General features: G+C 68.5%; 9 protein-coding genes. 7 read left to right on the forward strand and 2 right to left on the reverse strand.

All coding sequences use genetic code 11. The annotated features are described in order from the left end of the window. Window positions 1-61: 61 nt before the first annotated feature. Together ptsP and nagE are read left to right on the forward strand one after the other, a co-directional pair. Window positions 62-2,557 (forward strand): phosphoenolpyruvate--protein phosphotransferase, encoded by a 2,496-nt coding sequence (gene ptsP / locus SJY41_RS09730; RefSeq protein ID WP_380781223.1) that lies wholly within the window; start codon window positions 62-64, stop codon window positions 2,555-2,557. Then, a complete protein-coding gene (gene nagE, locus SJY41_RS09735) occupies window positions 2,554-4,257 on the forward strand; it encodes an N-acetylglucosamine-specific PTS transporter subunit IIBC (protein WP_380781225.1) in 1,704 nt (567 codons plus the stop codon). Before ptsP ends, nagE begins: the two co-directional genes overlap by 4 nt. A 150-nt stretch (window positions 4,258-4,407) precedes the next feature. Here nagE and galA read toward each other — a convergent pair whose 3' ends face one another. Continuing rightward, complete coding sequence (gene galA, locus SJY41_RS09740; protein ID WP_380781227.1) at window positions 4,408-7,320, reverse strand: beta-galactosidase GalA; 2,913 nt, start codon at window positions 7,318-7,320, stop codon at window positions 4,408-4,410. 18 nt (window positions 7,321-7,338) lie between these two features. Next, window positions 7,339-8,076 carry a GntR family transcriptional regulator gene (locus tag SJY41_RS09745; protein ID WP_380781229.1) on the reverse strand — a complete coding sequence of 246 codons (738 nt, stop codon included), beginning with the start codon at window positions 8,074-8,076 and terminating at the stop codon, window positions 7,339-7,341. Between the two features lie 251 nt (window positions 8,077-8,327). On the opposite strand from SJY41_RS09745, the gene SJY41_RS09750 reads away from it, so the two are divergent. The 5 genes from SJY41_RS09750 to SJY41_RS09770 are packed head-to-tail and all read left to right on the forward strand — an operon-like array spanning window position 8,328 to window position 19,501. Beyond that, a complete protein-coding gene (locus SJY41_RS09750; protein WP_380781231.1) occupies window positions 8,328-10,649 on the forward strand; it encodes a beta-N-acetylhexosaminidase in 2,322 nt (773 codons plus the stop codon). Beyond that, complete coding sequence (locus SJY41_RS09755) at window positions 10,649-13,234, forward strand: glycoside hydrolase family 2 protein (protein ID WP_380781233.1); 2,586 nt, start codon at window positions 10,649-10,651, stop codon at window positions 13,232-13,234. The genes SJY41_RS09750 and SJY41_RS09755 overlap by 1 nt, the downstream gene beginning before the upstream one ends. Continuing rightward, on the forward strand, window positions 13,231-15,765 hold the full coding sequence (locus tag SJY41_RS09760; protein WP_380781235.1) for a glycoside hydrolase family 3 C-terminal domain-containing protein: 2,535 nt from the start codon (window positions 13,231-13,233) through the stop codon (window positions 15,763-15,765). Before SJY41_RS09755 ends, SJY41_RS09760 begins: the two co-directional genes overlap by 4 nt. An 11-nt stretch (window positions 15,766-15,776) precedes the next feature. Further along, complete coding sequence (locus tag SJY41_RS09765) at window positions 15,777-17,207, forward strand: glycoside hydrolase family 125 protein (protein WP_380784102.1); 1,431 nt, start codon at window positions 15,777-15,779, stop codon at window positions 17,205-17,207. Beyond that, entirely contained in the window at window positions 17,204-19,501 is a 2,298-nt protein-coding gene (locus tag SJY41_RS09770) for a GH92 family glycosyl hydrolase (protein WP_380781237.1), read from the forward strand. Before SJY41_RS09765 ends, SJY41_RS09770 begins: the two co-directional genes overlap by 4 nt. Window positions 19,502-19,520: the final 19 nt, after the last annotated feature.

The following is a 19,520-nucleotide window of genomic DNA, read 5'->3' on the forward strand; positions in this document are numbered from 1 at the left end:
TCCGCCCGTCGCGCTTCCCCGTCGGCGTCGAGCCCATCCCTTCTGGCATCGAGAACGCACCATGGCCTCCATCCTCCTGACCGCGCCGATGCAGGGCTGGGCAACGCCGATCGAGGAGGTGCCCGACGCGGTCTTCTCGGAACGGATGCTGGGTGACGGCGTCGCGATCGATCCGACCGGCGACTGTCTCTATGCTCCGTGCGCCGGCACCGTGCTGACGCTGTTGCCGAGCGGCCACGCGATCACGCTCGCGACGCCCGAGGGTGCGGAGATCCTGATCCACATCGGGCTCGACACGGTCGCGCTCGGCGGACGCGGGTTCACCCCGTGCGTCGCGGTCGGCGACACGGTCGAGCGCGGTGCACCGCTGATCCGCTTCGACCTCGACCTGCTCGTGCAAGAGGCTCGCGCGGTCGTCACGCCGATCGTCGTCGTGAACCCAGACCGGTTCAGCATCGTCCACGCAGTCTCCAGCGAACTGGTCGCGGTCGGCGATCCGCTGATGACCCTGGAACCCAGCGATGTGGTCGCACGCCGCGAGACGAATCAGGACGGCGCGACGCACGAACGGGCGGTCGTCGTTCCGCTCCCGCACGGCATCCACGCCCGCCCCGCCGCGCGCCTTGCCGCGACCGCGAAGCGCTTCGACGCCGACGTGACGCTTGCATCCGGCGACAAGACCGCCAACGTTCGCAGCCCGATAGCCCTGCTCGCCCTGGCAATACGCCACAACGAGACGATCATTGTCACCACAGCCGGCGCCGATGCCGCCACCGCACTCGCCGCGATCTGCGACCTGATCGAAAGCGGCATGGACGAGTCCGCCGAAGCCCCCGCCCGCGCGCCCGTCGCCGCCCCCGTGCCGGCCCGCCCCGCAGTCGACGGCGCGTTGACCGGCGTCACCGCGGCACCCGGCCTGGCAATCGGCCGTGCGCGCTGGTTTCGCCCCGCCGACATCGTCGTCCCCAAACAGGGCGAATGCATCGCCGTCGAGGAAGCTCGCTTCGATGCGGCCGTTACCACGCTCTCGACCCGGTTCGCGGACCGCGCTCGCACGGCGACCGGTCCCGAACGCGCGATCGTCGAGGCGCACGCGGCAATGCTCGACGATCCCATGCTCCACGAGACGACGCGCAGCGGCATCGCCCGCGGCGAGAGCGCCGGCCATGCGTGGCGCGCCGCGATCCGTCCGCAGGCCGACGCGTTGCGCACCAGCAGCGATCCGCGCCTCGCGGAGCGCGCCGACGACATGCTCGATCTCGAACGCCAGCTGCTCGCGCTGATCGCCGGGGTCGAGAACACGCCTCTGTCGTTCCCGCCCGACACGATCCTGCTCGCGGAGGACCTGCTGCCGTCGCACGTCTTGTCGCTGGACCGTGCGAACATCGTCGGCTTCTGCGTCGAGCGCGGCGGCCCGACCTCGCACGTCGCGATCCTCGCCGCGACGATGGGCCTCCCCGCGCTGGTCGCGATCGGGTCGCCGTTGAACGCCGTTACCGATGACACGCCAGTAATCCTCGATGCCAGCGAAGGCCTGTTGCGGATCGATCCCGACGGCGACACGCTCGTCGCCACGCAGGTCCGGATCGTCCAGGCGCAGGTCCGCCGCACCGAAGCGCTCGCGCGGGCCGGCGAACCCTGCCGCATGGCCGACGGCACCAGGATCGAAGCGTTCGCCAATCTCGGCGCGCTCGGCGATGCGCATCTCGCTGTCGAGAACGGCGCGGAAGGCTCGGGCCTGTTGCGCACCGAATTCCTGTTCCTCGAACGCGATGCCGCGCCGACGGTCGCCGAACAGACCGCCGATTACCAGGCGATCGCCGACGCGCTCGACGGCCGTCCGCTGATCGTCCGCCTGCTCGACATCGGTGGCGACAAGCCCGCGTCGTATCTGCCGATGGCGCCGGAAGAGAACCCCGCACTAGGCTTGCGCGGCATCCGCGTCGGGCTCGCGCACCCGCAGATCCTGGAGGACCAGGTTCGCGCGATCCTGTCGGTAAAGCCCGCCGGACAATGCCGCATCATGGTGCCGATGATCGCCAGCCTCGACGAACTGCGCGCGGTCCGCGCGGTGGTCGACCGCGTCGCCGCAGAGATCGGCATCGTCGACCGCGTGCCCGTCGGCGTGATGATCGAGACGCCCGCCGCCGCCGTTACCGCCGACCTGATTGCCGCAGAGGCCGATTTCCTGTCGGTCGGCACCAACGACCTCACCCAATATACGCTGGCGATGGACCGCGGCAACGCGGCCGTCGCGAGCGGGATCGACGGACTGCACCCCGCCGTCCTCCGGCTGATCGCACAGACCTGCAAGGGCGGCGCGGCGCATGGCCGCTGGACCGGCGTGTGCGGCGGGCTCGCGTCAGACCCGCTCGCCGTCCCCATCCTGATCGGGCTCGACGTCACCGAACTCTCGTCCGCACCATCGCTGGTCCCCGAGATCAAGGCGCTGGTCGCGACGCTGACGATGGAGGCGTGCCGCGCGCATGCCGCCGCCGCGCTGCAATGCGGGTCCGCCGCCGAAGTCCGCTCGCTCGCCCGGGAGTTCACCGCATGAAATCGATCCTCGAAGCCCTCCAGCCGCTCGGCCGCGCGCTGATGCTGCCGATCGCGGTGCTGCCGATCGCCGGCCTGCTGCTGCGCCTCGGCCAGCCCGACCTGCTCGACATCGCCTTCATCAGCGCGGCGGGCGACGCGATCTTCTCGCACCTCGGGCTGCTCTTCGCGATCGGCGTCGCCACCGGGTTCGCGCGCGACGGCAACGGTGCCGCGTGTCTCGCCGGCGTCGTCTGCTTCCTGGTCGCGACCGAAGCCGGAAAAGTCCTGATCACCGTTGCGCCCGAAGTATCCGCAGGGCTGACCGGCGTTTCCGCCGACCTCGCCGTCGCGGCGTGGAAGGCCAAGGCGATGGCGCGGCTCGACGTGCCGATCGGCATCCTGTCGGGGCTCGCGGGCGGGACGCTCTACAATCGCTATTCGACGATCAAGCTGCCCGAATATCTCGCTTTCTTCGGTGGGCGCCGGTTCGTGCCGATCGTCAGCGGCGTGGCGGGTCTCGTGCTCGCGGCGGTGTTCGGCTTCGGCTTCTCGCTCCTGAGCCAGGGCGTCGACCAGTTGAGCGTCGCGATCACCGGCAGCGGTGCGATCGGCGTGTTCGTGTTCGGGCTGCTCAACCGCCTGCTGCTCGTCACCGGGCTGCATCACCTGCTCAACAACATCGTCTGGTTCGTCGCCGGCGATTACCACGGCACCTCGGGCGACCTGCGCCGCTTCTTCGCAGGCGATCCGTCGGCCGGGATCTTCATGGCCGGCTTCTTCCCGGTGATGATGTTCGGCCTGCCCGCCGCGTGCCTCGCCATGTACCATTCCGCCAAGCCCGAGCGCCGGAAGGCGGTCGGCGGCATGCTGCTCAGCCTCGCGCTCACCTCGGCGCTGACCGGCGTCACCGAGCCGATCGAGTTCAGCTTCATGTTCCTCGCGCCCGTGCTCTACGCGGTGCACGCGGTGCTGACCGGCCTGTCGATGGCGCTGATGGACCTGCTCGGCGTCAAGATGGGCTTCGGCTTCTCGGCGGGGCTGCTCGATTACGTGCTGAATTTCGGCAAGGCGACGCGACCGCTCGTCCTGCTGCCGGTCGGCGCGGTGTATTTCGTGCTGTATTACGGGCTGTTCCGCTTCTTCATCCGCAAGTTCGACCTCGCGACGCCGGGGCGAGAAACCGAGACCGTCGCCGCGGTGACGACCCCCACGGCAGGCGGGCGCGGGGCGGCGTTCGCGCAGGCGCTCGGCGGCGGGGCGAATTTGACCACGGTGAGCGCGTGCACGACGCGGTTGCGGTTGATCGTGGTCGACCAGTCCGCGGTCGACGATGCCGCGCTGAAGGCCCTCGGCGCGCGCGGTATCCTGCGCCCGTCGAACTCCGCGCTTCAGGTTGTGCTCGGGCCAATCGCCGATGTCGTCTCGATGGAAATCCGCGATGCGCTGGCACTGGGTGGCGATGTGGCGATCAAGCCGGCGGCGGCTTTCGTGGAGGATATGATCAGCCTGTCGTCCGCAACCGAGGGCGCGCTCGGCGGTGCGGCGAACATCCGCAGAGCCAGCCGCCACATCGGTCGTTTGCGCGTCGAGCTGACTGACGCCGGGCTAGCGGATGATGCAGGGCTGGTGAAACTCGGCGTTCGCGCGATCGCGCGGCCGGCACCCGGTCAGGTGCATCTGCTCGCGACCGATGTCGTGCTTATCACGCTGGCACGCTAGACTCTGATACTGATCCTCCCCCGCCAGGGGGAGGTGGCTGGCGCTTGCCAGACGGAGGGGGAGGAAAGGGAAACGCCCGTTGCGTGTCCTCCCCCTCCGTCGCCTCCGGCGCCACCTCCCCCCGGCGGGGGAGGATCGAGCATGTATGCTTTAGCGCGCTAACGGCTCCATCGTTACCGCGCCGAGGATGCCCGAAACCCCATCCGCAGCCGCTTCCACCACCAGCACGATCTGGCGCACGCCGCCGCCCGCCGGCAACGCCGCCTCGAGCGGCCCAGCCTCCACCCCAGTCTTCAAGGCGAGCCGCCGGCCATCGACCCACAGCTCGGCCTTACCCGCGATCGCGGCGAAGCGGATCGTGCCGCCCTCCGCACCGATCCGCCGGCACGGCGTCACGCTCGCGCGGTACAGCCGCCAACGCCCCTCCGCCGCAGCCTGAACCGGCGTACCGCTCCGCACGAACGCCCAGCTGTTATTATCCCCATCGATCGGCGCCAGCGCAGAATCGGGCCGCGCAGCGAACGCCGGCGAGCGTCGCCACTCCCGGATCGCCTGCCCACCATAGGTCGCAGCCATCTGCGCCCGCGGTACGATCGCTGCCCGGTCGATCACCAGCCGCGCAGGCTTGAGCCCCGGCGCGGTAGCGGTCATCACGATCCGCCCCCGGCCCGTCCCCGCCTGCACGATGACCTGCGCCAGCCCGTTGAACAACGACCGCGCATTGCCCTTCTCCGGCTCATGGCTGTTCGGATCGCCATTCCCGACACCGATGATCGCCGCGCCATCGACCGAGAACCGCGTCGGCAGGTTCGCGGTCGGTACGTGACGCCCGGCGGCATCGATCGCGTCGATCGTCACCGGCTGCGTATCCTCGTCGTCGCCCGCCATCACGGTCCGCGCCGGCGTCAAGCGCAACGCAACCGGCTTGCCGACAGTCTCGTGCGCCGCAGTAGCGACGACCTTGCCGCCACGCATCGCGACAACCTCGATCCGCCCCGGCGCGTAGAGCACGCTGAACTCGTTGCCCATGATCCGGTCGACCGCCTGCTCGCCGACCGTCTGCCCGTTCAGCCGCAACGCGACGCGCTCGGCATTGCTCATCACCAGCACCACGACCGGCTGCCCCTCGCGTCCAGGCCAAGTCCAGTGCGGCGTAAGACTGACGACCGCAGCATCATCCACCCAGTGCGCACGATGAATATCGAACGCAGTCTTCGGGAACCCGCACAGGTCGAGGATCCCGAAGAAACTCGAGATCGTCGGCCATTCATGCGGCGTCGGTTCGCCGTGATAATCGAACCCGGTCCACACGAACCCGCCCGCGACGAACGGGCGATCGGCGATCTTCTTCCACGTCGCGCGGTGCGTATCGCCCCAGCTCGCCGCCTCGACGTCGTAGGACGACTGGACATGCTCGGCCGGATCGCTCGCGAAGGCGCCGCGCGTTTCATAGGCGCTGGTATCCTCCGAGCTCGTCATCGGCTTGGTCGGGTTGAGCTGGTGGAACCGGTCGTAATCGCCCTGGTAATAGTTGAAGCCGACCACGTCGAAAATGCTCGACACGTTGATCGGATCGAAGAACGCGCCGTTCATCGCGCCCGTCACCGGCCGGCTGTCGTCGAGCGCATGCGCCGCGTGCGCCATCCGCCGGAGCATCTCGACGCCCGCCTCGGTGCCCTGCATCGGCTCCTCGTTGAACACCGACCACAGGATGACGCTCGGATGGTTGCGATCGCGGCGGACCATCCATTCGAGCTGCGCCATGTAGTCGGGCGCCGGATTGAACTGGCGGTTCTCGTCCATCACGACGAAGCCCATCGCGTCGCACAGGTCGAGCAGTTCGGCGGCCGGGGCGTTGTGCGAACAGCGGATCGCGTTACAGCCCATCGCCTTCAGCCGCTCCAGCCGCCAGCGCAGCAGCGCATCGGGGATCGCCGTGCCGACCCCGGCATGATCCTGATGCAGGCACACGCCCTTGAGCTTCACCGACGTGTCGTTGAGCAGGAAGCCCCGGTCCGCATCGAAGCGGATCGTGCGGAAGCCGACCGGTATCCGCCGCTCATCCACGATCGCGCCGTCGCGCAGGACATGCGTCACGACGGTATAGAGCGTCGGCGTCTCGATCGACCAGATGCGCGGGGCAGGCACGGCCAGCGTGACCATCGCGGTCGCGCGCTCCAACGACAGGACCGTCGCGGTCGCCTGCGCCCCCGCCACGCGCTTGCCCTCGGGATCGAGCAGCGCGACGTCCACCGTCACGCCGACCGACGCGTGATCGATGCTGCCGAGCGTCACTTCGACCGGCACGCTCCAGGCGCCACTCGCGGCGCGCCTCGGATCGCAGTGCACGCCGTCCGTCACGATCGCCACTGATGCCCGGCGGATCAGCCACGCATGGCGATAGATCCCCGCGCCTTCGTACCACCAGCCCTCCATCGCCTGCGCATCGACGCGCACCGCGATGACGTTAAGGTCGTCGCCGAACCGCCCGAATGGCGTCAGGTCGATCTCGACGCTGTTATACGCCGACCAGTTATGCGCCACGACGCTGCCATTGACCCAGACCGTCGCGTTGGTCGCGATCCCGTCGAACTGCAGCCCGATCGTCTTGCCGCGGTCCGCCGGGTCGAGCCGCAGCGTCCGTCGGTACCAGCCGATACCGCGTGCACGGAAGCCTTGCGAGATGCTTGCGGTCTTCACGAACGGCTGCGCCGACGCCCAGTCATGCGGCAGGCGGACCGACTGCCAGTCGGAATCGTCATACGCCATCGCCGCGGCGCCGAGTGCGTTGCCCGCCTTCACGCTCAGATACGTCGTGTTGTGGCCTTCGGGCGCGGGCGCGATCACGTCACCCTCGTGGAACAGCCACCCGCGCTCGATCAGTGTCCGCGACGGATCCTGCACTAGCGCGCGCGACGGCAAGGTCCGCGACGGCTGCGGCATGGGCAGCGCGCCGGCACTGCCCTGCGCCTTGATGCTAGCCGCGAACCCGGTCTCGATCGGCCCTACGACCAGAGAAGCACCGGCGCCCGCCGTGCCAACAAGAAGCTCACGTCGGTTCATCGGTGCTCTCGGTAAAGGTCAGATATCGGCGAGTTCGGCGACGAAGTCGTACGCATCGCCGCGGTAATAGGAGCGGGTGAACTCCGCGGCGCGGCCATCGCGCAGGAAGCCGCGGCGCTCGATCAGCAGCCCGGCATGGCCCGCGTCGACGCCCAGCATCCGCGCATGCTCGCCGCCGAACGGCACCGCGCGCAGGCGTTGCAGCGCGCGTACCGGCCGGCTGCCGGCGTTCTCGAGCGCGGTGTAGAGCGAGTCATCGACCACCTCGACCGACGGGAGGCAATATCCCGCGATGGTCGAGAATTCGAGCGCCATCGCCTCTTCGTCGGCATAGCGTATGCGGTTGAAGCGGAACACCGCCGCGCCCGGCGACAACCCCAGCGCCATCGCTTCCTCCGGGTTCACCTGCCCCGCCGAACGCGAGATCCAGCTGCTGCTCGACGTTCGGCCGCGCGCCGCCATGTCCTCGCTGAACGACGACAGCTTCGAGAAGCTTTTCTCGACGCGCCCGGCGACGAACGTCCCCGCCCCGCGCCTGCGCGTGAGGAGCCCTTCCTCGACCAGTCCGCCGATCGCCTTGCGCACGGTGATGCGCGAAACGTCGTACTCGACCGCGAGATCGCGCTCGGCCGGGATCGCATTGCCTTGTACCAACAGCTTTTCGCCGATCGCGTTGCGGATCAGTTCCTGCAACTGGAGGTAGAGCGGCGATGGATTTCCCTTGCGAAAGCGTCCGATGTCATCGGAAAACGCCATGTATTCCCCCTCCGACCGGCAACCCAAAGCGAGCCTTGCCGCGTCCTTTGCGGTAGCGTAGCCAAGGACCGCGTGCTGGGCAACCAGACTAAATCCATGGGCCATATTGGTATGTTCGGTGACCGCGTCACATACGATCGCCGGCCCTAGTAGCGCAACCTTGCCGCCAAATGACAGGGTTGTGTATGGACTTATATTGGTTACATTCCTCGACCAGTGGCCGTCAGGAGCCGATACAGGGAGCAGTCGACATGCGCGCAACCGCGAACCGAAATGCCGGGCGCTTGCTGGTGGCGACGGCACTGCTTCCCGCCGCTCTCTGCGCGGTCCCGGTCTGGGCGCAGGACCGCCTGCCGCTGGTACCGCAGCCCTCGACAATCACCCGCACCGCCGGCAGCTTCACGGTCGCCAACGGTGCGACGATCGCCGCGGATCCGTCCGACGCCGGTGCCGCCGCCGCAGTGCGCCTGCTCGTCGCGCATGTGAAGACCGAGCGCGGGCTTGCTCTCCAGATGTCGCCGAATGGCACGATCCGCTTCGTCCGCGATGCCGCGATCAAGGGCGCCGAAGCGTACCGGCTGACCGTCGACACTTCGGGCGCCAGGATTACCGCGTCGGGCGACGCCGGGCTTCTCTACGGCGCGATGACGCTCGCCCAGCTCATCAGCCCCGATCGCGCGTTCGGCCAGCCGGTCCGCATCCCGGCAGTGACGATCGACGACGCCCCCCGCTTCGGCTGGCGCGGGCTGATGGTCGACACCGCGCGGCATTTCCAGTCGCTGCCGTCGATCTACGCGATCGTCGACCAGATGGCGTCGGTGAAGCTCAACACACTCCACCTCCATCTGTCGGACGACCAGGGCTGGCGGTTCGAGGTGAAGGCGTATCCCAAGCTCACCGAGATCGGCAGCATCCGCACCAGCCCCTCGACCGGCGAAGCACCCGGCACGCGCGTCGGCGGTTTCTACACGCAGGACGAACTGCGCAAACTGGTCGCCTACGCCGCCGAGCGCGGCATCGTGATCGTCCCCGAGATCGACCTGCCCGGCCACGCACAGGCGCTGGTCGCGGCCAATCCCGAGCTCGGCGTGATCGGCGACACGCCTGAGGTCAGCAACGCATGGGGCGTCAACCCGTACCTCTTCAACCCCGGCCCCAAGGGCATCGCCTTCGTCAAGACGGTGCTCGACGAACTGATGGCGGTGTTCCCCGGCACCTATGTCCACCTCGGCGGTGACGAGGCGGTCAAGGACCAGTGGGAACGCAGCCCCGAGGTCCAGGCGCAGATGGCGAGGCTCGGCATCAAGGACGAGAACGGCCTGCAAAGCTGGATGATCGACCAGTTCGGCACTTATCTGGCGAACAAGAAGCGTCGCCTGATCGGCTGGGACGAGATCCTCGAGGGCGGCCTGCCCGCGTCGGCCTCGGTGATGTCGTGGCGCGGCGAGAAGGGCGCGGTCGATGCCGCCAACCAGAACCACGACGTCGTGCTATCGCCTGCCCCGACACTGTATTTCGACAATCTGCAGAGCGACCGGCGCGACGAACCACCCGGTCGCCTCGCAATCCAGTCGCTCGCAACCGTCTATAACTACGAGCCGATGCCGGCGGGCATCTCGGCGGACAAGGCGCAGCACGTGCTCGGCGCGCAGGCCAATCTGTGGAGCGAGTACATCGTTACGCCATACCAGATGCAGCACCTGATCTTCCCACGCGCCGCCGCGCTCGCGGAAATCACCTGGTCGGGCAAGGACAAGCGCGACTTCGCCGGCTTCCTCGACCGGGTCCAGCCGCAGATCCGGCGCTGGCGCAAGTCGGGGCTGGAGGTCGCGGACAGTGCGTTCGCGGTCGGCTACACGCTCGACGGCACGCGCGGCGATGCGCTCCGTACCAACCGCGCGAAAGTCGTGCTCGCCACGCAAGCGCCGTACGGCACGATCCGCTACACGCTCGACGGCAAAATGCCGACCGCACGCTCGCCCGCCTACACCGCACCGCTGTCGGTTAAGCCCGGCGTGTCGATCCGCGCCGCCGCGTTCGATGCGAGTGGCCAGCCGGTCGCCGAACCCAGCCTGTTCGAGACCGGTCGCCAGGCCCTGCTCACCCGCACCGCGTCCGACATGATCGCCTGCCCCGAGGGATCTCTCGGCCTGCGCCTGCCGCTGACGTCAGAGGCGCAGGGCAATGCGCCGGTGTTCAACGCCGACATCTTCGACACCTGCACCGCCTACCCGGCCGCGCCGATGGACGTCGCCAAGGGGTTCGCGATCGATATCGCCCGCCTACCGCGCAACTGGGGCCTCGCGCACGACGTCTCCAAGGTCCGCCAGCATTACAACGTGACGCCGCACGGCGAGCTGATGGTGCTGGTCGGCTGCACCGTGAAGGGCACGAAACCGGTGATCGCGGGCACGTTCCCACTGCCCGATCCAAAGACCGCGCCGACCCGCTTCAGCGTGAAGGGGAATTTGCCGACGATCACCGGAGACCGCGACATCTGCCTGCAATTCACCGCCCCCATTTCCGACCCGTTCTACGCGGTCGAGCGCATGACCCTGTCGGAGACACGCTGATGCGTCGCTGGTTCGTCCTCCCCCTGATCGCGCTCGCCGCGCCTGCGCTCGCCTCGCCCAAGACCGTCGTGCCGCTCGACGGCGCGTGGCAGGTGCGGATCGATCCGACCGACACCGCCGCGACCGCCGCGCACAAGCGCGAGGCCACGTGGCTGCCGGCGGCCGTCCCCGGATCGGTGCAGCAGGACCTGATCGCGGCGCACCGCGTGCCCGATCCGTTCAAGGGCACCAACGAGGCGGCGATCCAGTGGGCCGGGCTGACCAAATGGCAGTTCCGCCGGGAGTTCGATGTCACCCCGGCGATGATGCAGCGCAATCACCTCGACCTCGTGTTCGACGGGCTCGACACGTTCGCGACGGTCAGCGTCAACGGCACGGTCCTGCTGACCACCGACAACGCGCACCGGCGCTGGCGCGTGGACGCGCAGCCGGTGCTGAAGGTCGGGCGCAACGAGGTGCTGGTGACGATCGCCTCGCCGATCCGCACCCTCCAGCCGATGGTGCTCGCCGAGAAGAACCCGCTGCCCGGCGAATATGACAGCGCGTTCGGCGACGAGCCGAAGGGCAAGCAGACCTCGCCCTATATCCGCAAACCCAAATACAATTACGGCTGGGACTGGGGTCCCCGCATCGTCAACACCGGCATCTGGCGGCCGGTCCGGCTGGAGATCTGGGACGACGCGCGGATCGACACGCTCCGTGTCGACCAGGAAGCACTGACGCCGACCGAAGCGCGGCTGTCCGCCAAGCTCGACATCGCCGTCGAGACGCCCGGTGTCGCGACGATCCGCGCCGCGGTTACCGGGCCGGACGGCAAGACGGTCTCGGTCGACCGGACGGTGACGCTCGTCAAAGGCAACAACGCGGTCTCGATCCCGCTGGCGATCGCGGATCCGAAACGTTGGCAGCCGGTCGGTTACGGCGCGCAGCCGCTCTACACCGTCACCGCCTCGCTGGGCGGCGCGGAACCGACGCCCGAGGACAGCGTGACGAAGCGGATCGGCCTGCGCACGGTCGAGTTGATCCGCAAGGACGGCAGCTTCGGGTTCAAGGTCAACGGCACGCCGATCTTCGCCAAGGGCGCGAACATCATCCCGTTCGACAGTTTCCCGGCGCGCGTCACGCCCGCCTACATGGAAACGATCCTGAAGGGCGCGCGCGACGCCAACATGAACATGGTCCGCATCTGGGGCGGCGGGACCTACCTCAACGACGCGTTCTACGACATCGCCGACCGCATGGGCCTGATGGTGTGGCAGGACTTCATGTTCGGCGGCAGCGTCACCCCGCCCGACGCAGCCTTCCGCGAGAACGTCCGGATCGAGGCCGAGGAACAGGTCGCGCGGATCGGATCGCACCCCTCCGTCGTGCTGTGGGCCGGCGGCAACGAGGTTTTGTCGGGCTGGGAAAACTGGTCCGACCGGAAAGCGTTCAAGAAGGCGGTCGGCGCCGACGAACAGGAGCGCATCGGCGCTGGCATGGCCGTGCTGTTCGACCGCGTGCTGCGTGAAGCCGTGACGCGCAACGCGCCCGGCACACCCTATTGGCCCGGCTCGCCCTCGACCAACTACGAGGGTCCCGTGGACACCGACAAGGACGGCGACCGCCATTTCTGGGACGTCTGGTCGGGCTCCAAGCCGGTCGAGAACTATCTCGACAGCTGCCCGCGCTTCATGTCCGAATACGGCTTCCAGTCGATGCCGGACCTGTCGACGATCCGCGAATTCGCCGGCAAGGGTACGCTCACCGCGGACACCCCAGTAATGAAGGCACACCAGAAGTTCCTCGCCGGCGAAGGCAATGAGCGCCTGATGATGTACCTGCGCGATCGGTTGCGCCCCGCGCGCGATTTCGCCGATCTCGTCTACCTGACGCAGGTCAACCAGGCCGAGGCGATCCGCATCGCCGCCTCGCATCACCGCGCCTGCCGCCCGGTGACGATGGGCTCGCTCTACTGGCAGCTCAACGACGTCTGGCCATCGATCAGCTGGGCGAGCATCGATCATGCCGGCCGTTGGAAGCTGCTCAACTACGCCGCCCGGCGGTTCTTTGCGCCGCAAGCGATCGTCGCCGAGCGGAAAGACGGCGCGACGCGTATCTCGCTGATCTCCGACGCGACCACGCTGGTCGACTCCCGCTGGCGGGTCCGGACGATGACGATGGACGGCAAGGTGTTGAAGGACACCACCGCAGCGCTGATGCTCGAGCCGCTCTCGTCGAGGCTGGTCGCGACGCTGTCCGACGACGCGCTGTTCGGTGCTGCCCCGCCGACCGGCAGCTACGCGGTCGCCGATCTGCAGCTCGATAACGGTGCCACGAGCCGGGCGATCATCGAACGCGCGCTGCCCAAGGACATGGCGTACCCCGACCCCGGCCTCAGCGTTCGCTGGACTGGCACCGACGTGAAGATCACCGCGACCAACCTGGCCCGCGCGGTCATGCTCGATTTCGGCGTCGTCGCCGCCCAGCCCTCCGACGACGGCTTCGACCTGCTGCCGGGCGAGAGCGTCACCATCCATGTCGTCTCCGACGCCTCCGCCGCTACCTTGCGAAAAGCGCTTACCCTGAGGACCCTCGCCCGATGATCTGGCTCCTGCTCGCATCCGCCGATCCGGTGGCCACTGCCGTCGCGCAAATGTCGCTCGAACAAAAGGCGGCGCAGTTGCAGAGCACCGTCCCCGCCGATCCGAAGGCCGGACTGCCCGCGTACGACTGGTGGAACGAGGGGCTTCACGGCCTCGCGCGCAACGGCCACGCCACCGTCTTTCCACAGGCGATCGGCATGGCCGCGACCTGGGATACCGCGCTGGTCGCGAAGATCGGCGACGTCGTCGCGACCGAGGCCCGCGCGCGCTTCAACGCGCAGGACGTCGGCGCGAACCGCCGGATCTACGAAGGGCTGACGATCTGGTCGCCCAACATCAACATCTTCCGCGATCCACGCTGGGGCCGCGGCCAGGAAACCTACGGCGAGGACCCGTATCTGACCGGTCGCCTCGGCGTCGCGTTCATCGGCGGGTTGCAGGGCCCCGACCCGCTCCACCCCAAGGTCATCGCCACCCCCAAGCATTTCGCGGTGCACAGCGGCCCCGAAGCCGGACGCGACAGCTTCGACGTCGATCCCAGCCCCTATGACCTGGAGGCGACCTACTTCCCCGCGTTCCGGCTCGCCGTGACCGAAGGCAAGGCGCAGTCGCTGATGTGCGCCTACAACTCGATCCACGGCGTCCCCGCCTGCGCATCGTCCGCATTGATGGTCGACCGGCTGCGGCGCGACTGGGGGTTTAAGGGCTTCACCGTGTCGGACTGCGACGCGGTGTCGAACATCAGCCTCTATCATCACTACCGCCTCGACGCCGCCGGCGCCGCCGCCGCCGCGATCAAGAGCGGCACCGACGTGAATTGCGGCAGCGCCTATGCCGCCCTCCCCGCCGCGGTCCGTCAGGGTCTCGTCACCGAAGCCGAGGTCGACACCGCCCTCACCCGTGCGTTCGAAGCCCGTCGCGCGCTCGGCATCGCGTTCGGCGGCGCCAATCCGTGGCGCAGCATCGGCACCAACCAGGTCGACACCTCCGCCCACCGTGCGCTCGCGCTCGACGCGGCGCGGAAATCGATCGTCCTGCTCAAGAACGACGCCAACCGCCTGCCGTTGAAGCCCGGCAGCCGGATCGCGGTGATTGGCGCGGACGCCGACGATCTCGGCGTGCTGCAAGGCAATTACCACGGCACCGCGGTCGCGCCCGTCACCCCGCTGGAGGGCATCCGCAAGCAGTTCGGCGGCGCCAACGTCCGCTACGCGCAAGGCTCGTCGCTCGCCGACGGTGCAGCCGTCCCCGTCCCCGAGACCGTCTTCGCCGGCGGCCTGAAGACCGAATATTTCACCGCACAAGCGGGCGTCGGCGCACCGACCCTGACGCGCACCGATCGCCACATCGACATCGACCACAACCGCGCGAGCCCCGCCCCTGGCCTCGCCAAGACGTTCGGCGTGCGCTGGACCGGGACCTTCACGCCTCCCGCCGCCGGCACCTATCCGCTGGTCGTCGACGTCCCCGCCTGCTGGAAGGATTGCTCGACGCACGACGCGGTCCGGCTCTGGATCGGCGATCGCCAGCTCTCGGCCGGCGAGGTCAAGAAGGGCCGCGTTGAGGTCACGGTGACCAGCGATGGCAAGCCTGTCCCGTTCCGCCTCGAACTCGATCACCGCAGCGACGACGAAGGCGTCCGCCTGCTCTGGAGCCCCCCCGCACAGCCGTTGCTCGATCAGGCCGTCGCCACCGCGCGTGATGCCGACGTGATCGTCGCCGTGATGGGCCTCTCGCCCGATCTCGAAGGCGAAGCACTCTCGGTCAGCGTCCCCGGCTTCGTCGGCGGCGACCGCACCGACATCGGCTTGCCTCCAGCGCAGGTCCGCCTGCTCGAAGCACTGAAGGCCACCGGCAAGCCCATCGTCCTCGTCCTCACCAGCGGCAGCGCGGTCGCGGTCGATCCGGCATCGGCCGACGCGATCCTCGCTGCCTGGTATCCGGGCCAGGCCGGCGGCACCGCGATCGCCGAGACGCTGGCGGGGCTCAACAACCCGTCGGGCCGCCTTCCTGTCACCTTCTACAAGACCACCGGCGACCTGCCCGCGTTCACCGACTACACGATGAAGGAGCGCACCTATCGCTACTTCACCGGCACGCCGCTCTGGGGTTTCGGCCACGGCCTGAGCTATACCAATTTCGCCTACGCCGCGGCCAAGCCCGCCCTCAGCGTCGCCGCCGGACAGCCACTCACCGTCACCGCCAAGCTGTCGAACACCGGCAACCGCGCCGGCGAAGAAGTCGTCCAGGCCTACCTCGTAGCGCCCCCGGCCAAGGCCGGCGGATCGACCACCCCCGTCCTCCAGCGCCAGCTCGTCGGCTTCGGCCGCGTCGCGCTCAAGCCCGGCCAGTCGCGCGCCGTACCGATCACGATCGATCCCCGCTCGATGAGCAGCGTCGCACGCGACGGCACGCGGACGATCGTCCCCGGCGCCTACCGTCTCTATATCGGCGGCGGCCAGCCCGGCGACGGCGCGGGCCAATGGAGCGACCTCACGATCACCGGCGCGACGGTGGAGTTGCCCAAGTGAGCGCGTCGACCATGGACCGCCGCACTGTCATGGCCGGCGGCGTCGCCGGTGGCCTCGCGCTCGTCGGGACGCCCGCCTTCGCCGCCCGCCCCTCACTGCCGAGCAAGCGCCCCACGCTCGCCGACCGCAACGTCACCAGCCGCTCGGTCGAACGCGAGATCGCGCGCGTTTCCGCCCGGATCGGCGACCCGAAGCTGCGCTGGATGTTCGGCAACTGCTACCCGAACACGCTCGACACCACGGTTCGCATGTCGACGATCGGCGGCGCCCCCGACGCGTTCGTCATCACCGGCGACATCCCCTGCCTCTGGCTTCGCGATAGCTCCGCGCAACTTCGCCCCTATCTCCATCTCGTCCGCGACGATCCGGCGTTACGCACGCTCTTCCGCGGCCTGATCGCGCGCCAGTCGCGCTCGATCCTGATCGACCCGTACGCCAACGCGTTCATGGAAAGCCCGACGGCGAAGACCAATCTCAGCTGGGCGCTGAAGGACCAGACCGAGATGAAACCCGGCGTCGCAGAGCGCAAATGGGAGATCGACTCGCTCTGCTATCCGATGCGCCTCGCCTACGGCTATTGGCAGGCGACGCGCGACGCGACCCCGTTCGACGCGACCTGGGCCGAGGCGGCGCGCGCGAGCATCCGCACCTACCGCGAGCAACAGCGCAAGGACGATCGCGGCCCCTACAGCTTCCTCCGGTCCTCGAACCGCAATATCGAGACGATGGCGCTCGAAGGCTGGGGCAATCCTGCCAAACCCAACGGCCTGATCCAGTCGGGCTTCCGCCCCTCGGACGATGCTTGCCTCTACCCGTATCTGATCCCGTCCAACCTGTTCGCGGTCACCACCCTGCGCGAACTCGCGGTCGTCGCGAACGAAGCGCGTCACGACACCGCGCTCGCCGCCGATGCGACCGCGCTCGCGAACGAAGTCGAGGCGGCGCTCGTCGCGCACGGCCGGATGCGCCTGCGCGACGGTAGCGAGGTCTGGGCATACGAGGTCGATGGCTTCGGCAACGCCGTCTTCATGGACGACGCCAACGTGCCGTCGCTTTCCGCGCTCGCGTATATGGGCTGCGTCCCCGCCACCGATCTGCTCTGGCGCCGCACCGCCGATGCCGCCTGGAGCGACGCCAACCCCTATTTCTTCAAGGGCAGCAAGGCCGAGGGGATCGGCGGACCGCATGTCGGGCTTGGCCAGATCTGGCCAATGTCGCTGATCGTCCGCGCGTTGTCCGGCGCCGACGACACAACCGTCCGCGCGTGCCTGCGGATGCTGCGCGACACCGATGCCGACACCGGCTTCATCCACGAGGCGTTCGACAAGGACGATCCCGCCAAGTTCACGCGCTCCTGGTTCGCCTGGGCCAACGGCCTGTTCGGCGAACTGATCGTTCAGCTTGCGAACACCCGCCCCGCACTATTGGCGAGCGCACTATGAAGATCACCCGACGCGCCCTGCTCGGCTCCAGCGGTGCGCTGGCGATCACCGGCGCGATCCCCGCCGCCGCACGGTCCGGAAAGGCCGCGCCCAACCTCTGGATCGGCACCGGCGGCGACGGCCATACCTATCCCGGCGCGACGATGCCGTTCGGAATGGTCCAGGTCAGCCCCGACACCGATACCGAGAATTGGGCCAACTGTTCGGGCTATCATCACGGCGACCCGACCATGATGGGCTTCTCGCACACGCATCTGTCGGGCACCGGCATCGCCGACCTGATGGACGTGCTGGTCGTCCCGGGCCGCGGTGCGGTCAAGCTGCTGCCCGGCGCACCCGACAAGCCCGGCGAAGGCTATCGCCAGACTTACACGCAAGAAGTCACCGAGCCCGGCTATTACGCGGTCACGCTGGGCAACGGCGTCCGCTCCGAACTGACCGCGGAGACGCGTGTCGGCTGGCAGCGTCACCACTTCCCCGCCGGCCCCGGCCACCTTCTGGTCGATCTGGGCAACTACCGCGACAGTCGCCCCGGCGAAGGTCCGCTGATCGACGAGGGCCGGATCGAACTCGATACCGACGGCACGCTGACCGGCAGCCGCCGGACGTTCCGCTGGGCGAAGGGCCGCCGCATCCATTTTGCGATGCACGTGTCGCCAAAGCCCGACCGGATCACGCTCTACGCCGACACGCAGAGCGTCAACGGCGCGATCGTCACCGCCGACCGCGTCCGCGCGGTGCTGCATTACGACAATGCGGGCGCCGCACCGATCGTCGTCCGCACCGCCGTCTCCGCGGTCGACATGGCCGGCGCGCGCACCAACCTCGCCGCGTCCTATTTCCGCGAGTTCGACGTCGCGCGGCGCCAGGCGATCCGGAACTGGGCCGACACGTTGAAGGTCGTGAAGGTCGAGGGCGGCACCGACGATGCGCGCGTCATCATGACCACCGCACTCTACCACGCGATGATCGCGCCGACGCTCTTCTCCGACGTCGACGGCCGCTATGTCGGGCTCGATCGCGAGGTTCACAGCGTGCCCGCCGGCGAGCAGGCGTACAGCACCTATTCGACCTGGGACACGTATCGCACGCTCCACCCGCTGCTGACTTTGGTCGCACCCGACCGCGCGAAGTCGCTGGTCCGCGACCTGATCCGCCAGACGCAGCAAAGCGCGTACGGTCCGCCCTGCTGGCCGCTCCAGGGAGTCGAGACCGGCACGATGATCGGCTGGCATTCGGTCGCGATCATGGCCGAGGCCGCGGCAAAGCGCATCGACGCCGACTATGCCGCCGCATGGCCCGCGATCCGAAAGCGCGCGTTCGATCCCGCCGCCCCCGACCTCGTCAACAGCCGCGCGCGCGGCACCTATATCGAGCGCGGCTACCTCCCCGCGGACGTCGTCGACGAGTCGGTCAGCCGGACTCAGGAATACGCCTATGACGACTGGGCGATGGCAACGCTCGCGCAGAAGGCCGGCGCGAAAGAAGACGCCGATCGCCTGCGTCTCCGCAGCCGCAACTACCGCAACGTACTCGATCCAACGATCGGCCTTGCGCGACCAAAGCTCGCCGACGGCAGCTGGCTGACGCCCTACGACCCGATCCAGCTCGGCCATACCAAGCGCTACCGCGATTATACCGAAGCGAATGGCTGGCAGACGACCTTCCTGAACCAGCACGACCTCTACGGCCAGATCGCGCATTTCGGCGGCGACGCGAAGTTCGCCGCCAGGCTCGACGCGCTGTTCGCCGCGCCGTCGACGCTACCCAAGGACGCGCCGCCCGACATCTCCGGTCTGCTCGGCCAATACGCGCACGGCAACGAGCCCGATCAGCATGTGCCGTATCTCTACGCCTATGTCGGCCAGCCGTGGAAGACGCAGGCGCTCGTCCGCAAGCTGCTCGCCACGATGTACCGCAACGCGCCCGACGGGATCATCGGCAACGACGATTGCGGCCAGATGAGCGCGTGGTTCGTGATGTCCGCGCTCGGCGTCTACCCGGTCGATCCGGTCGCGGCGGTCTACGTGTTCGGCTCACCGCTGTTCACCCACGCCGAGGTCCGCGTCGGCAAGGGTCGCAAGCTGGTCGTCGACGCCCCCGGCAACCGCGCCGACACGCCCTACGTCGCGGCGGTCCAGTGGAACGGCAAGCCGTGGACGAAAAGCTGGATATCGCACGCCGATCTCGCGGCTGGCGGCACGCTCCGCTTCACGATGTCTGCCACGCCGAACCCTGCATTCGGCGCCAAGCTCGCCGACCGACCGCCCTCGTTCGGCCAGCCCGCTGCCTGAGCCTCTCCCGGAGACGATG

This window comes from Sphingomonas sp. R86520 (assembly GCF_042466285.1).
In the GTDB taxonomy this organism is placed as follows: domain Bacteria; phylum Pseudomonadota; class Alphaproteobacteria; order Sphingomonadales; family Sphingomonadaceae; genus Sphingomonas.

Bases quoted from the DNA above. Each gene is read 5' to 3' on its own strand.
- ptsP (WP_380781223.1), top strand. From the start codon at position 62: ATGGCCTCCATCCTCCTGACCGCGCCGATGCAGGGCTGGGCAACGCCG.
- nagE (WP_380781225.1), top strand. From the start codon at position 2,554: ATGAAATCGATCCTCGAAGCCCTCCAGCCGCTCGGCCGCGCGCTGATG.
- galA (WP_380781227.1), bottom strand. From the start codon at position 7,320: ATGAACCGACGTGAGCTTCTTGTTGGCACGGCGGGCGCCGGTGCTTCT.
- SJY41_RS09745 (WP_380781229.1), bottom strand. From the start codon at position 8,076: ATGGCGTTTTCCGATGACATCGGACGCTTTCGCAAGGGAAATCCATCG.
- SJY41_RS09750 (WP_380781231.1), top strand. From the start codon at position 8,328: ATGCGCGCAACCGCGAACCGAAATGCCGGGCGCTTGCTGGTGGCGACG.
- SJY41_RS09755 (WP_380781233.1), top strand. From the start codon at position 10,649: ATGCGTCGCTGGTTCGTCCTCCCCCTGATCGCGCTCGCCGCGCCTGCG.
- SJY41_RS09760 (WP_380781235.1), top strand. From the start codon at position 13,231: ATGATCTGGCTCCTGCTCGCATCCGCCGATCCGGTGGCCACTGCCGTC.
- SJY41_RS09765 (WP_380784102.1), top strand. From the start codon at position 15,777: ATGGACCGCCGCACTGTCATGGCCGGCGGCGTCGCCGGTGGCCTCGCG.
- SJY41_RS09770 (WP_380781237.1), top strand. From the start codon at position 17,204: ATGAAGATCACCCGACGCGCCCTGCTCGGCTCCAGCGGTGCGCTGGCG.